Annotated in this window: 13 protein-coding genes; 12 read left to right on the top strand and 1 reads right to left on the bottom strand. The window is 61.7% G+C overall.

Annotated elements, in window-relative coordinates:
* Positions 1-63: 63 nt before the first annotated feature.
* The 11 genes from LKX83_RS00735 (at position 64) to LKX83_RS00685 (ending at position 13,244) form a co-directional block, all read left to right on the top strand.
* Positions 64-1,056, top strand: a complete 993-nt coding sequence (locus LKX83_RS00735) for an FUSC family protein (protein ID WP_227879913.1) — start codon at positions 64-66, stop codon at positions 1,054-1,056.
* A 130-nt stretch (positions 1,057-1,186) separates the two neighbouring features.
* Positions 1,187-3,556: a xanthine dehydrogenase family protein molybdopterin-binding subunit gene (locus tag LKX83_RS00730; RefSeq protein WP_227879912.1), complete on the top strand. Its 2,370-nt coding sequence runs from the start codon at positions 1,187-1,189 to the stop codon at positions 3,554-3,556.
* Positions 3,537-4,385: an FAD binding domain-containing protein gene (locus LKX83_RS00725; protein WP_227879909.1), complete on the top strand. Its 849-nt coding sequence runs from the start codon at positions 3,537-3,539 to the stop codon at positions 4,383-4,385. Before LKX83_RS00730 ends, LKX83_RS00725 begins: the two co-directional genes overlap by 20 nt.
* Complete coding sequence (locus tag LKX83_RS00720) at positions 4,382-4,921, top strand: (2Fe-2S)-binding protein (RefSeq protein ID WP_227879907.1); 540 nt, start codon at positions 4,382-4,384, stop codon at positions 4,919-4,921. The genes LKX83_RS00725 and LKX83_RS00720 overlap by 4 nt, the downstream gene beginning before the upstream one ends.
* Positions 4,922-5,344: 423 nt before the next feature.
* Positions 5,345-7,780: a heavy metal translocating P-type ATPase gene (locus LKX83_RS00715; RefSeq protein ID WP_227879904.1), complete on the top strand. Its 2,436-nt coding sequence runs from the start codon at positions 5,345-5,347 to the stop codon at positions 7,778-7,780.
* A 437-nt stretch (positions 7,781-8,217) separates the two neighbouring features.
* Positions 8,218-8,472, top strand: a complete 255-nt coding sequence (locus LKX83_RS00710; RefSeq protein WP_227879903.1) for a hypothetical protein — start codon at positions 8,218-8,220, stop codon at positions 8,470-8,472.
* Between the two features lie 95 nt (positions 8,473-8,567).
* Positions 8,568-9,329, top strand: a complete 762-nt coding sequence (locus tag LKX83_RS00705) for a DUF2087 domain-containing protein (protein ID WP_227879902.1) — start codon at positions 8,568-8,570, stop codon at positions 9,327-9,329.
* 17 nt (positions 9,330-9,346) lie between these two features.
* Positions 9,347-9,874 carry a GNAT family N-acetyltransferase gene (locus tag LKX83_RS00700; protein WP_227879900.1) on the top strand — a complete coding sequence of 176 codons (528 nt, stop codon included), beginning with the start codon at positions 9,347-9,349 and terminating at the stop codon, positions 9,872-9,874.
* Positions 9,875-9,967: 93 nt separating this feature from the next.
* A complete protein-coding gene (locus LKX83_RS00695) occupies positions 9,968-11,011 on the top strand; it encodes a serine hydrolase domain-containing protein (RefSeq protein ID WP_227879898.1) in 1,044 nt (347 codons plus the stop codon).
* 114 nt (positions 11,012-11,125) lie between these two features.
* A complete protein-coding gene (locus tag LKX83_RS00690; protein WP_227879896.1) occupies positions 11,126-11,605 on the top strand; it encodes a DinB family protein in 480 nt (159 codons plus the stop codon).
* 91 nt (positions 11,606-11,696) lie between these two features.
* A complete protein-coding gene (locus LKX83_RS00685; protein ID WP_227879894.1) occupies positions 11,697-13,244 on the top strand; it encodes an NAD(P)H-hydrate dehydratase in 1,548 nt (515 codons plus the stop codon).
* A gap of 61 nt (positions 13,245-13,305) precedes the next feature.
* Here the strand turns inward: LKX83_RS00685 and LKX83_RS00680 are convergent, their stop codons facing one another.
* Positions 13,306-13,485: a hypothetical protein gene (locus LKX83_RS00680; protein WP_227879892.1), complete on the bottom strand. Its 180-nt coding sequence runs from the start codon at positions 13,483-13,485 to the stop codon at positions 13,306-13,308.
* Between the two features lie 188 nt (positions 13,486-13,673).
* Here LKX83_RS00680 and LKX83_RS00675 point away from each other — a divergent pair, with 188 nt between their 5' ends.
* The gene (locus LKX83_RS00675) at positions 13,674-14,393 is read left to right on the top strand and encodes a YebC/PmpR family DNA-binding transcriptional regulator (RefSeq protein ID WP_227879888.1); all 720 of its coding nucleotides are present in this window, start codon (positions 13,674-13,676) and stop codon (positions 14,391-14,393) included.
* The last annotated feature ends 32 nt before the right edge of the window (positions 14,394-14,425 follow it).

The raw sequence follows: 14,425 nt of genomic DNA, 5'->3' as shown, positions 1-14,425 counted from the left end.
CGTATAGTTTCGCCGCGACCGGCCGGATAATGGCAGTAGGATCGAGGTAAAGGGGCAGACGGCATGAAGGAAAGATCGGCGGCGCGCAAGGACGCGATCCGCAAATGGGCGGCCCGCGCCGGCACACTTAGCGCCGCATCGGGGGCGGCGTGGGCGCTGGCGCAAGCGGCGGGGTCGAAGCATCCGTTTCTCGCGCCCGTGGCGGTCATTCTCTGCATGCAGACGACGATCTGGCATTCGATCCAGTTCTCCTACCGCCGGATGGGCGGTACCGTGCTTGGCGTCGGCTTGACGTGGCTTGCCGTCAAGGCGCTGCCGCTGAACGGTTGGACGGTGGCGCTCGCCCTGCTGCTTGTCTTGGGCATCTCGCTCATCATCGAGCGCAGCGAATTGTGGATGCGGGAGACCGCGCTTAGCGTCGTGCTCGTCTTCGAGCTGCAGCGCGTCTCCGGCCATTACGCGATCGACAGGGTGCGGGAGACGGCGATCGGCATCGCCGTCGCCTTGCTCGTGATCGCTTTTGTGTTTCCGCCGAACGAGACGCGGGCGGCCGAACGCGCGTTAGACGGACTCGCGGACCGGGTCGGCCGCGCGTTCGGACGGCTGTCCGTCTGGACGGGAGGCGGCTGCCCGCCGGCGGACGCCTTTGCGCTGTCGACCGAGGTGGGGACGCTGCGGCAGGATTGGCAGAAGGCGGCCCAGTCGATGAAGCTGGCGGACGACAGCCTGCGGCTTCATCCTTACCGGCGCAAGAGCGACAGGAGACAACGGGAGAATGCGTATGCGCTGGAAAAGCTGCGCCTCGGAATCGCCTATTTGGAGCATGCGCAATGGCGTCTTCAGCATGCCGAGGCGCAGATTCCGATGGACGAGTCCGAGAAGGCCGCGTGGGCGTCGCAGTTCCGCAAGCTCGGCGGCTGCTGGGGGCGGTCGCTCGTCGGAGCGCCGCCGCTCGAGCCGGAGGCGAGCTTGCATAGGCGAGAAGAGACGCCCGTTTATTTGACGGCTTTGACGTTGGACACGCGAGAGCTGCTGGAGCGTTTGAAACGAATCTAGCATCGGCCGCCGCTCCGTTCCGTCAAGCGTTGTCTCATCCGAATATTCCCCTGCAAGGTTGGCATTCGGCATACGCCGGCTGCCGCGCTCGTATAATGAAGGAGCGATACAGCAAGGCGCGGCGGCGGACGTGGCGCCGGGCGAAAGCGGGGGATCGGCGCTGGCGGAGATCGGAAGAAGCGTGCCCAAGAAGGAATCGTTCTACAAAGTGACTGGAACCGCAAGGTACACGGGCGACAGGACGGAGGCGAGATACCTCCACGCAAGTTTGAAGATCAGTCCGCATGCGCACGCCCGCATCCTCGGGATCGACGTTGCCAGAGCCCGGGCGCTGCCGGGCGTTCGGGCGATCGTGACCGGAGCGGACTGCGACGTGCTGACGGGAGAAGAAATCCGTGACCGGCCGATCGTTGCGCGGGATCGGGTCCGCTACCACGGCGAGGTCGTGGCGGTGGTAGTCGCGGATACGGAGACGCAGGCCCGACAAGCGGTCGACCTCATCGAAGTGCGGTACGAGCCGCTGCCGGTCGTCCAATCGCCGACCGAAGCGATGCGGCCGGGGGCGCCGATCCTGCACGAGCGGCTCGGAGAATACGAAAAAGGGCCAGGCGTCGTTCCCGTGCCCGGCACGAATATAGCAAGCATTATCTACGTTCGTCTCGGCGATATGACCCAGGGCTGGGCGCTAAGCGAAACAATCGTTGAAAACGCCATCTCGTTTAAACCGTCCGATCATGCCGCGATGGAAACTAGGAGCGCGATCGCGGAAATATTGCCGGACGGACGCATTCACGTCGTCTCTTCGACGCAGGCGCCGTTCGCGGTCAAGATGTATATGGCCAAGTACTTCGGTACGGAAGCCGGTCAGGTCGAGGTTGAGGCGCCGCTGGTGGGCGGCGCCTACGGCGGCAAAGCGGCGATCCAGCTCGAACTGATCGCCTATTTGGCGTCCCGCGCGGCGGGCGGCAGACCGGTCAAGGCGATGTATACGCGGCTACAGGACATGATTACCGCGCCCTGCCATATCGGCCTCGAAGCGATCGTGCGGCTCGGCAGCACCAAGGAAGGCAAGATCGTCGCCGCGCATTTGACGTACCGGTTCGACGGGGGCGCTTATGACGACAAGTCTAGCGACGTTGCCCGGGCGGCTGCGGGGGACTGCACCGGCCCTTACGCGTTCGAACATCTTCACTGCGAGTGTCTGACCGTATACACGAACCATCCTTACGCGTCCGCCTTCCGCGGATACGGTCATGCGGAGCTGACCTTCGCAATCGAGCGGGCGATCGACGCGCTGGCGGAGGAGCTTCAGATCGATCCATGGACGCTCCGGATGATCAATATCGCCCGGCCGGGCGATCTGGCGCCGACCCGAGACCTGTTGAACGAGAGCAATCTCGGCGATCTGCCCGCCTGCATGGAGCGCATGAAGGCACTGGCCGGATGGGATGACTGGAAGGTCCGGCAGGTCGACGATTTCCGGATCCGTGCGAAGGGCATCAGCTGCTTTTGGAAAAACTCGTCGATCGATCCGAACGCCAGCTCCGGCGCCATCGTCTCCTTTAATGTCGACGGCAGCATGAACCTCGACACCGGCGTCGTGGAGCTCGGGACGGGGACGCGGACCGTGCTGGCGCAAATTCTCGCCGAGCGCATGCGCATGCGCACGGAGCGCATTCATGTGCGGTCTGTCGTCGATACGGCCATTTCTCCCGAACATTGGAAGACGGTGGCGAGCCGCGGCGTATTTATGGCCGGGCGCGCGGTGCTGCACGCGGCGGACGACGCGATCCGCCAGCTCAAGGCGATCGCGGCATGCGTGCTGAGGGCGGACCCGGAAGATCTGGAGCTGGGCGACGAAGAGGTTTTTGTCCGGGGCGATCCCCACGTCCGGATCGAGGTAAAAAAGATCTGCTACGGATATATGTTTCCGAACGGAAATACGATCGGCGGGCAAATCATCGGGCGCGGCGCCTATACCCAGCGGCGGATGAATCCGATGAACCCGTTCACGGGAGAAGGCACGCCGGGTCCGGAATGGAATGTGGGGGCCCACTCGGTGGAAGTCGAGCTGGATACGCGGGATTGCACGTACCGCATCGTCAAAGCAATCTCCGTAAACGATGCAGGGCGCGTTATGAATAGGATGGGAGCCTTGGGCCAGATCAAGGGAGCGATGTCCATGGGCCTCAGCTTTGCGAACCGGGAGACCTTCTTGTTCGACAACGAAGCTCGCGTGCAGAATCCGACGCTGCGAGATTACAGCATATTCCGGTATGGCGAAAACCCCGAATACGTCGTGGAATTCGTAGAACGCCCTTGCCTGGACGGTCCGTACGGCGCGCGCGCCCTCGGGGAGCACGGCCTCATCGGCATGCCGGCGGCGCTGGCGAGCGCGTTGTCCCGCGCGTCCGGCGTCCGGCTCAATCGGCTGCCGTTGTTTCCGGAGCGCATTTGGCGGGCGAGAATGGGGTATGCCGATGATTCCGTTTCCCTTTGATTACTATCGGCCGGCGACGCTGCAGGAAGCGGTGGCGCTGTTCGGCGAGCTGGACGCCGGCGGCAAGCGGCCGCTTTATTACAACGGGGGCACCGAGATCCTCACCCTCGGGCGGATGCGCGAGGTGCACACCGAGGCGGTTATCGACGTGAAGCGAATCCCCGAGTGCCGCATGCTCGGACGGCATGCGGGGATGTTTGTCTGGGGCGCTTCGCTGACGCTGTCCGAGGTACACGATGCAGGCTTGTTCCCGCTGCTCGGGAAGACGGGGGCGGGCGTCGCGGATCGGACATCCCGGAACAAAATCACGCTGGGCGGCAACATTTGCAGCCAATTTATCTACAAGGAGGCCGTGTTGCCGCTCCTCGTCACCGACAGCCTCGTGCGGATCGTCGGACCGACGGGGGACCGAGTGGCGCCGATCGGACAGCTGTTCGACCAGACGCTTCGGCTTGGCGGAGGAGATCTGCTTGTGCAGGCGATGACCGCGACGGGATATGCGGAACTCCCTTACGTGACGATCAAAAGACGCAAAAGCTCCGCGATCGATTACCCGCTCGTCACGATCGCCGCCATCCGGACGCAGGAGGGGATGCGCTTCGCCTTTAGCGGCCTCTGCGCGTTTCCGTTCCGTTCTCTCGAGATGGAAGACATCCTGAACAACCGCGAGCTGCCGATCGCGCAGCGGATCCAGCTGGCGTCTGCAGCCTTGCCCGGACCGATCTTAAACGACATCAAGGGATCGGCGCTCTACCGCAAGCACGTTTGGTCGGTCGCCATGACGGAAGCGATGGAAGCGCTGGAGAAAGGGGCGTCGATCGGACGATGAAGGAAGCGCGATGTCAACTGGAGCTGCGCATCAACGGAGATACGCGTTTGGCGAACGCCTATCCGACGGATCTGCTGCTGGACGTGCTGCGCGACTCGTTCGGTCTTACAGGTGCCAAGCCCGGCTGCCGCAACGGCGACTGCGGCGCATGCACGGTGTGGGTCGACGGCCAGCCGATGAAGTCCTGCCTTCTGTTGGCGGCCGAATGTCCGGGGCTCGAGGTTACGACGATCGAAGGTCTGAAGGGCGGAGAGATGCAGCGGGCGTTCGTCGAGCAGTTCGCTTTTCAGTGCGGCTACTGCACGCCGGGCTTCATTATGAACGCCGAGGCGCTTAGCCGGCTCCAACCGCCGCCGGACGAAGATACGATCCGGGACTGGCTGCAGTCCAACATCTGCCGCTGCACGAGCTACGAGGAAATCCGGCTGGCCGTACGGGAGGTCATCCAGCGGCGGAGCGAGGGTAAACTTGCGGAGGAAGCGGAGCGGTTGGTCGAGGACGGTTCGGGCGGGATGAAAGGCGAGCTTAATGGTTGAGTGCAACGGACGGCTCTGTCGCGTAGCTAGAATGCATGAAGGGCCGGGAGATCGTCGATAAAAGCGACTATCGCGTCGCCAGAGTACATGCAAAGACGGGTGGCCGCAGTTGTCATCGGCAAACGCCTCGGGATTTTCTTATAGGTCGTTAAGTCGTGATATCATTTGCTTGTCATATATCACAGAGCTTTGGGAAAATGCGTTCAGCGCATTTTCTCTTTTTTTTTGGCGGAAACTTTCCTTGCGAACCGGAATGAAAACGCGGGTCTGAAATGAACGGCGCAGAAGCATGCTAGGGATTAAAGGGTCCGAATGCATCAGCGTTTCGGAATAACTTATAATATAGCCTACAGGGGTACTGTAAAATGGAGTTGACGAAATATAGGGTGGAGGGGTATACTTTCTTCAAGAGGAGTGACGGACATGAATACAACCCCTAATGCCAATCAAAAGCAATCGAATCTGCAAATCACCGGAATGACTTGCGCAGCCTGCGCAAACCGGATCGAAAAAGGCTTAAGTAAAATGGAGGGTGTCGCGAGCGCCAACGTCAATTTCGCGTTGGAGAAAGCCAGCGTTACCTACGATCCCGCCAAAGTAACCATGGACGGATTGGAGCAAACGATTCGCAAGTTGGGTTACGATACCGCCAAGGAAGTCGCGAACTTCAAGCTGGAAGGCATGACTTGCGCCGCTTGCGCGAACCGGATCGAAAAAGGGCTAAGCAAACTTCCCGGCGTCGCGAGCGCCAACGTCAACTTTGCAATGGAAACGGCCCGCGTCGAGTATTTGCCGGCTGAGGTGTCGATCGCGGACATGCAGAACAAAGTGAAGCAGCTCGGTTACAAAGCAACTTCATCCCAGGAAACGGCCGGCGAATCGGATCACCGGGCGAAGGAAGCGCGCGGCCAAGCGCGAAAGTTGATCGTCTCGGCGATTCTCTCGCTTCCGCTGTTGTGGAGCATGGTGGCGCATTTTTCGTTTACCTCCTGGATCTACGCGCCCGAAATTCTCATGAACCCCTGGTTTCAGCTGATCTTGGCGACGCCCGTCCAGTTTTATGTCGGCAGACAATTCTACGTCGGCGCCTACAAAGCGCTTCGCAACGGCAGCGCCAATATGGACGTGCTCGTGTCGCTGGGCACTTCAGCCGCCTATTTCTATAGTCTGTATCTAACGCTGGACTGGTATGCCCATGGAGCGAGCGTCCATCACGCGCCTTCGCTGTATTATGAGACGAGCGCGATTCTGATTACGCTGGTCATCCTCGGCAAATTGTTCGAAGCCCGAGCCAAAGGACGCACGTCCGAAGCGATCAAGTCGCTGATGGGGCTTCAGGCGAAATCCGCGCTCGTCGTGCGCGACGGTCGAGAGCTGACGATCCCCGTCGATCAAGTGCTGACCGGCGACGTCGTGCTCGTCCGTCCGGGCGACAAGGTGCCGGTAGACGGCATCGTCCTGGAGGGCGCTTCCTCGGTCGACGAGTCCATGCTCACCGGGGAAAGTCTGCCGGTCGAGAAACGGGCGGGGGACACCGTCATCGGCGCGACGATCAACAAAAACGGCATGCTGCGCGTTCAAGCCACCAAAGTCGGCCGCGAGACCGCGCTGGCTCAGATCATTCGGGTCGTCGAAGAAGCCCAAGGCTCCAAGGCGCCGATTCAGCGGATTGCGGACGTCATCTCGGGCATTTTCGTCCCGATCGTCGTCGGGATCGCCGTGGTCGCTTTCCTCGTCTGGTACTTTGCGGTCGCGCCCGGCGACGTCGCCGAAGCGCTCGAGAAGGCGATCGCGATACTGGTCATCGCTTGCCCCTGCGCGTTGGGACTGGCGACGCCGACTTCGATCATGGCCGGCTCCGGCCGGGCGGCCGAGCTAGGAATTCTCTTCAAGGGCGGCGAGCATCTCGAGCGTACGCACAAGATCGACGCCGTCATCCTCGACAAGACCGGCACGGTGACCAAAGGCAAACCCGAGCTGACGGACGTGCTGGCCGAGAAGGACGAGGCGGAGCTGCTCCGGTGGGTCGGTGCGGCGGAACGAAGCTCGGAGCATCCGCTTGCAGAAGCGATTGTCGCCGGCGTTCAGGCTAAAGGGATCGAAATCCCGCAGGCGGAGGCGTTCGAAGCAGTGCCCGGTTTCGGCATCGAAGCGACGGTGGACGGACATCGGCTGCTGGTGGGCACGCGGCGACTCATGGACAAATATGGCGTCGACGCGAGCCGCGCCTACGAGCCGATGTCCCGCCTGGAGGAAGCGGGCAAGACGGCGATGCTGGTCGCGGTCGACGGTAAGTACGCCGGGCTGGTCGCCGTAGCCGACACGGTGAAGGATACGTCCGCGGCAGCCGTACGCCGGCTGAAGGACATGGGCATCCGGGTCATCATGATCACCGGCGACAATGAACGCACGGCCCGCGCCATCGCCGCCCAAGTCGGCATCGACGAAGTGCGCGCAGAGGTGCTTCCCGAGGGAAAGGCCGAAGAAGTGAAAAAGCTGCAAGCCGAAGGCAAAGTCGTTGCGATGGTCGGAGACGGCATCAACGACGCCCCGGCGCTCGCCACCGCGGACATCGGCATGGCGATCGGGACGGGGACGGACGTCGCGATGGAGGCTGCGGACGTTACGCTTATGCGGGGCGATCTGTCGAGCATCCCCGACGCGATTTACATGAGCCGCAAGACGATGGGCAACATCAAGCAAAATTTGTTCTGGGCGCTCGGTTACAACACGCTGGGCATCCCGATCGCAGCCGTTGGCTTGTTGGCTCCTTGGGTGGCCGGAGCCGCCATGGCGTTGAGCTCGGTGTCCGTCGTGCTGAACGCGCTGCGTCTGCAGCGGGTCAAGCTGCGGGGCTGAAATGAGTTGAAGCGACGCGTTTGTTAATGCCGTGAAGCAACTAATCATCTCCTTGGGAGCGAGAGGAAATTAATGGCGTTAAATGATTCGCTTAAAGGGAAAAAGAAGAGGAGGCGAGGCCGGACGGTCTCGCCTTTTGATGTGTTTGATACCCCAAGCTTGACTGGCAGAAGAGAAGTTAATTGCGATGAACAACCGTCCTTTGAACGGAAGGTTCGATGCGAGCCGATCCATGAAGCGCAAACCTCAATGAGAGGAAGGTCTGGGAGAGGAAGGTCTTGGAGAGGGAGGTCACGGATAGGAGCGATTTCGATTGGAACTGTACTCGCCAAAACGCAAGTCAGGGGAAGGAAGTGGTCGGACCTTTTCGCGCCGAGGCCGTTGTATGCGAAAAATCGAATACATTCCTGATTATTGAAGGGGAAGAGGCCGATTGTATGCGAAAAATCGAATACAAACCTGCCTATTGGCGGAAAAGAGGCCGTTTGTATGCGAAATATCGAATAGAATTTGCAAGACGATCGTCGTTCGCGGGCAAGGCGGACGCGCGGGGCGGAGTATGGGCGTTGGCCGGCTTCGTTCCCGCCGATCTCGGCGACGGCAAGTCGCTGGAGTGGCGGAGCGAGGCGCCGATCATGCCCCGCACGATTCCTGCGAAGACAGCGAAAATAACGCCGCGGCATCAACGGTAGACAAAATGTGATTCTGTCTAGGTCAATCATTGACTTTGCCGCCTGCCGCCCCTACACTGTCGTTAACAAGCGAAGCAAGGAGTCGATACGTCCCCATGCAGGTGTCGGAGTTATTCTGGGAAGTGCCTGTTGACGATCTGAAGCAAGGCTTTACCTATCGGGAAGAGGAAGAAGCTTACATTTGCCTCGCATGCGGGGAACGTTTCGCCAAAGGCGTCGTATACCCGCTCGACGGCGTCTTTTACGAGGCGGAGAAGTTCGCGAAGGTCCATCTGGCGCAGGCGCACGGCTCGATGTTCGCCTACCTTCTAGGACTGGACAAAAAAGTAACCGGCTTGACGGATTTGCAGAAACGGTTGCTCCAATGGTTTTACGAAGGGTTGTCCGACAACGAGATCGTCGCGGAGCTGGAAGGCGGCAGCACGTCGACGATCCGCAACCACCGCTTCACGCTGCGGGAGCGGATGAAGCAGGCAAAAGTATTTCTCGCCGTCATGGAGCTCGCAAACGAGCGCACGAGCCGGCCGCAACGGCTGGTTACCGCCCATCGGACCGCGACGATGGTGGACGAGCGCTATGCGACCACGGAGAAGGAAAAAGAGGAGATTTTGAAGCTGTACTTCAAGCAGGGACCGAACGGCCCGCTTTCCGAGTTTCCCCGCAGGGAGAAACGCAAGATCGTTGTCTTGCGGGAGCTGGCCCGCCAGTTCCAGGAAAATCGCTCGTACACGGAGAAAGAAGTCAATGCGGTGCTCAAGGCGCGGTTCGACGACTTTGTAACGCTGCGCAGATATTTGATCCAGTACGGCTTCATGGACCGGGAACCGGACGGCAGCCGCTATTGGGTCAAGAGATAAAAAGGAGAGGGTTAAACGTGACTGGTAAAGAAGAATCGAATCGCATCGACACCGTCCCATGGACCGAGAACGATTTGGAGCTGCTGCGCCTTAGCAACGCCCCGGAAATGGTGGAACATCTCGGCGGGCCGGAGACGGAGGAGCAGCTGCAAAGCCGTCATCGCAGATATCTCGCTTTAAACGAAAGGGACGATGGGCAAATGTACAGCATCGTCCTGCAGCCGGGAGGAGAGGCGGTCGGCACGACCGGGTATTGGGAGAACGTCTGGCAGGGCGAGACGATCTGCGAGACAGGTTGGGGCATCTTTCCGTCATACCAAGGCAGAGGATTCGCGACGGCCGCCGTGCGCGCCGTCATCGACCGTGTCCGGGAAACGGGGAGGCACCGGTATTTGCACGCTTTTCCGTCGACGGACAACCCCGCGTCCAATGCCGTTTGCCGCAAGCTTGGCTTCGAGCCGCTCGGCGAAACCAAATTCGAATATCCGAAGGGCAGTTGGATGCGCTGCAACGCCTGGCGGTTCGATCTGAAGCCGGGTATGTGATTGCTTCGCCGGCAGGGACCGCGGGCCGACGGCTCGTAGATCCCTTTGCGGCTGTGCGAAAAACAACCGAGCCATGGAGGGGGAGCGCGGCGGATGGGGGATCAACCTTTTCCGATATTTAACGGGGCGGGACTAAAGGAGAGCGCATGCCTGCTGGAGGATTATGCGAGCGGTATGCGGAAGGAGATCGGCGCGACTGCGGCCGCCATATGCCTCGTGCAGCACGGCAGGCCGGTTTACGAATGGTACGAAGGGACGCACGACGAAAATCCGGACTCGCGCCCCGTGGACGCTCGTTCGCAATTTAACGTTGGCTCCGTCCGCAAGACCTATCTGGCGCTTGCCGTCAGCCTCCTGATCGAGCAGAAGCGGATTCGACGCCTGGACGATCCAATCGCCGCCTATTTGCCCGAATACGGAAATTCCGCGGCAGGGAGCAGGACGCTGCGGCATCTTTTGACCCACACACACGGTCTATCCCTCTCCGACGGCCGCTATCATCCCGTCTTCGAGCCGGGAACCCGATGGGCGTACGGAAATGCGGGCATTGCGTTGCTGTTCGAGCTCGTCGGGCGGCTGACGGACTCCACGCTCAGCGAATTCGTCCAATGCGAGATCCTCGGTCCCGCCGAATTGCGCGAAACGGGCTGGCGAACGGCCAAAACGCCTGCTCTCATCTATAACGATTACGATCGGCCGGATCCTAGGGCGGGACCGAACGACAGCGCTGCCGGGGATCAGAGCAATCTGTTCGCAACCGCGAGGGATTTGGCCGGGTGGGGGCTTCTCCATCTGCGCAAAGGCGTCGTTGGGGGACGCCAAGCGCTGCCGGCGGCCGCCTTCGATCGCGCAACCGCCCTGCAGACGCCTTCGTCGCTCCCGGCAAACTGGCCGCGCCACGGCCTGATCTGGTGGCTGCAAGCCGACGTGCCGCGAAACGAAATCGGCGATGCGGTTCCCCCGGGCTCCTATCAGACGCTGGGGATCACGGGCTGCGCTTGCTTAGTGATCCCGGCCTACGATGCCGTGGTCGTCCGCATGTACAACCAGCTCGAGAACCCGCCCGGCTACGATTACTTGCAAGACATTCGGACGTTCGGGAATAAGGCGGCCGTGCTGCTGCGACCGGGTCGTTAGTCCGCGCGGCGAACGGGCGCTCACCATTCGAACTGCCGTTAAGGAACCGGCTATGTGCGTCCCGGACGGTTGATATACTAGATCAAATTCCCAATGGATGGAGGACGTTCACGCATGGATCATCAATTATGGGACCAAGTGCAATTTGTCAGAGGTCAGACCTTGAAATTGATAGACGGCATTTCCGAAACGGACGCCGACCGCGTACCGGAGGGCTTCCGCAATTCGCCGCGCTGGCATTTCGGCCACGTCTACGTCGTGCTCGAACGGTTCGCATTTCGCCATCTGAAGCTGCCCGAGCAGTACCCCGAAGGCTACCGGGAAGCATTCGAGACCGGCACATCGCCGCTGGACGCGAATCCCGACGCGAAGCTGCCGACGCTGCCCGAGCTCGCGGAGCGGCTGAGCGATCAGATCGTCCGCATCCGGGCGGTACTCGGCGAGCGGCTGGCGGAGCGGATCGAACCGCCGTACGTCACCGGCTCGGGCAAAAGCCTCGCGACGCCGGAGGAGTTTCTCAGCTTCAGCCTCTATCACGAAGGCATGCATATCGGCATTATCAAATGCTATCGCAGGCTGCTGGCGATCGGATAAACGGCCGGAACCTCGTTAGACAATTTCCGACGGTAAGGCAATAAGCGGAAAAGACGATGCGCACGATCATTCAAAAAAAGGAGGGGATCGGATGCATATCGTAACGGCCGAGGAAATGCGAAAGCTGGACCGGACGACGATCGAGACGATCGGCATTCCCGCGCTTGTCCTGATGGAAAACGCAGGGAGAGCCGTTGCCGAGGAAGTCACGCGACTGACCGGAAGCCCGACGGGTGCCGCCACGCGCTGGCTGGTGCTGGCGGGCAAAGGCAACAACGGCGCCGACGGGCTCGTCGCGGCCAGGCATCTTCGGGAAGCGGGGATCGACGCCGACATCGTCTATGCCGCCGATCCGGTCGGCTTTCGGGGCGAAGCGGCCGTTCAGCGCGACATCGCGGCCAGACTCGGATTTATCGCTTCGTTCTACGACGATTCCGAGGGCGAGCGGATCCGCTGGACGCGGTACGACGGCATCGTCGACGCGCTGCTCGGCACCGGCAGCCGGGGCGCGCCCGCCGGACGCTGCGCCGATTTGATCCGCGAAGCGAACGCGAGCGGCCTGCCGATCGTTGCGATCGACATCCCCAGCGGTCTCGACGCGGATACCGGCGCCCTGCACGATCCTTGCATCCGTGCGACACGGACCGTCGCGCTCGCCTTCGCCAAGCGGGGACTGATGCAATACCCGGGGGCGGGCGCAGCCGGCGAAGTCGTCGTGCGTCCGATCGGCATCCCGGCGAGACTCGCGGAGGAGCAGGGCGTCCGCACCTACGCGTTGGCCGAGCGCGTGATGCGGGAGAAGTTGGGCGTCGATCCGGCCCGCCGGCGGGAAGCCGATTCGCACAAAGGGACGTACGGGCACGTTCTCGTCGTCGCCGGCAGCCGGCCAATGAGCGGCGCCGGCCTGCTCTGCGCGCGCGCCGCGCTGCGCGGCGGGTGCGGTCTCGTCACCTGGGCCGTGCCGGATCGGCTCGTCGAGCCGCTTGCCGGACGTCTGCCCGAGGCGATGATCGCGGGATTGCCGGACGAGGGGGGCGGGGACTGGAGCCGCGTCTCGCCCGCGGCCGTCGCCGCGCTGGCCGCGGGCAAGGACGCGCTAGTGCTCGGACCGGGCATCGGCCGTTGGGCGGGAGACGGCGAATGGCTTCATGCACTGCTCGCGGCGCTCGATCCGCGGCTGCCCCTCGTCCTCGACGCCGATGCGCTCAATATCGCGGCCGACGCGCCGGCGGCCATATCCGAGCTGCGCGGCAGGGCGGCGGTGCTGACGCCGCATCCGGGCGAGATGGCGCGACTCGCCGGCAAGACGATCCCCGTCATTCAGGGGGACCGGATCGAAGCCGCACGCGCGTTTGCCCTGCGTCATAGCGTCGTGCTCGCATTGAAGGGTGCCCGCACCGTCGTCGCCGCGCCCGACGGCGCCGTCTACGTGAACGGGACGGGCAACGCCGGCATGGCAACAGGCGGCTCCGGAGACGTGCTCGCGGGCCTGATCGGAAGCCTGCTGGCCCAGGGCCTGCCGCCGGACCGGGCTGCCTCGCTCGGCGTTTGGCTTCACGGCGCTGCCGGCGACCGGGCGGCGGCCGGCCGGCTTGACGCCGCTTCGCTGATCGCGGGCGACATCGCGGACGCGCTCTGACGCTCATCTTCCCTATCTTGCCTTTGGAAAGATCCGCGCCCCGATCAACGAAAAAGAGGCGCTAATCCCGCGCCTCTTCGTCGTCCAAGTCCAATGCATGCTGGATCTCGCTCGTCCACTCGGCGACGACGCCATCCACCATATCCGTCGCCGACCGATCCTGCTGATCCGGCGGCGTAGGGATCCCGGCGATCATATATGCCGTTTGCTCTTCAAGCTCGGTCTTCCTCAGGTCCGACATGTTTGCACCTCCTGTTGGCGAACGCTGCCGAAGATAGCGTGCGCGAGGGAGGCGATTCGTATCCCTTCTCCCGCCATTCCGCCAAAGTCGCGACAGACAAATAGCATTCCGGCGCATCATTTGCTAAAATAAGAGAGGACGAGTATCCGGAATGAACGATAAACTACATACAGAAGGCAGGATCTAAGGTGGGACGCAAATGGAACAATATCAAAGAGAAGAAAGCGTCGAAAGACGCCAATACTAGCCGCATCTATGCGAAATTCGGCGTCGAGATTTACGTGGCAGCCAAGAAGGGCGAGCCCGATCCCGAAGCGAATCGCGCGCTGAAGGTTGTGCTGGAGCGGGCGAAGACGTACAACGTGCCCAAAGCGATCATCGACCGCGCCCTTGAAAAAGCAAAGGGCTCTTCGGAGGAGACGTATTCGGAGCTGCGTTACGAAGGCTTCGGTCCGAGCGGTTCCATGGTTATCGTGGACGCGCTAACGAACAACGTGAACCGCACGGCGGCGGACGTGCGCGCCGTCTTCAACAAAAACGGAGGCAACATGGGCGTGACCGGATCGGTCGCCTACATGTTCGACGCGTCGGCGGTCATCGGCCTGACGGGCAAGACGGTGGACGAGGCGATCGAGATCTTGATCGAAGCCGACGTCGACGTGCGCGACGTCGTCGAAGAGGACGACACCGTGATCGTCTACGCCGACCCGGAGCAGTTCTACGCCATTCAAGAGGCGTTCAAGAACGCGGGCGTATCCGAGTTCTCCGTGGCCGAGCTGACGATGATCCCGCAATCCTACGTCCATCTTGAAGGGGATGCCGCGGCTCAATTCGAGAAGATGATCGATCTGCTCGAAGATTTGGAAGACGTGCAGCAAGTCTATCACAACGTCGAACTGGACGATTGAGGACGGACGGCGGCAAAAAGTCCATTGCGAAT

Origin of the sequence: Cohnella baijiui, from assembly GCF_020731285.1 — a bacterium.
Taxonomy (GTDB): Bacteria; Bacillota; Bacilli; order Paenibacillales; family Paenibacillaceae; genus Cohnella.
Note: the sequence above shows the minus strand (reverse complement) of the source record. Positions and strands in the feature narration are given on the sequence as shown.

Excerpts from the sequence above, each read along its gene's own strand:
- LKX83_RS00715 (WP_227879904.1), top strand. The coding sequence starts at position 5,345 with ATGAATACAACCCCTAATGCCAATCAAAAGCAATCGAATCTGCAAATC.
- LKX83_RS00685 (WP_227879894.1), top strand. The coding sequence starts at position 11,697 with ATGCATATCGTAACGGCCGAGGAAATGCGAAAGCTGGACCGGACGACG.
- LKX83_RS00695 (WP_227879898.1), top strand. The coding sequence starts at position 9,968 with ATGGGGGATCAACCTTTTCCGATATTTAACGGGGCGGGACTAAAGGAG.
- LKX83_RS00710 (WP_227879903.1), top strand. The coding sequence starts at position 8,218 with ATGCGAAAAATCGAATACAAACCTGCCTATTGGCGGAAAAGAGGCCGT.
- LKX83_RS00720 (WP_227879907.1), top strand. The coding sequence starts at position 4,382 with ATGAAGGAAGCGCGATGTCAACTGGAGCTGCGCATCAACGGAGATACG.
- LKX83_RS00705 (WP_227879902.1), top strand. The coding sequence starts at position 8,568 with ATGCAGGTGTCGGAGTTATTCTGGGAAGTGCCTGTTGACGATCTGAAG.
- LKX83_RS00690 (WP_227879896.1), top strand. The coding sequence starts at position 11,126 with ATGGATCATCAATTATGGGACCAAGTGCAATTTGTCAGAGGTCAGACC.
- LKX83_RS00725 (WP_227879909.1), top strand. The coding sequence starts at position 3,537 with ATGATTCCGTTTCCCTTTGATTACTATCGGCCGGCGACGCTGCAGGAA.
- LKX83_RS00680 (WP_227879892.1), bottom strand. The coding sequence starts at position 13,485 with ATGTCGGACCTGAGGAAGACCGAGCTTGAAGAGCAAACGGCATATATG.
- LKX83_RS00735 (WP_227879913.1), top strand. The coding sequence starts at position 64 with ATGAAGGAAAGATCGGCGGCGCGCAAGGACGCGATCCGCAAATGGGCG.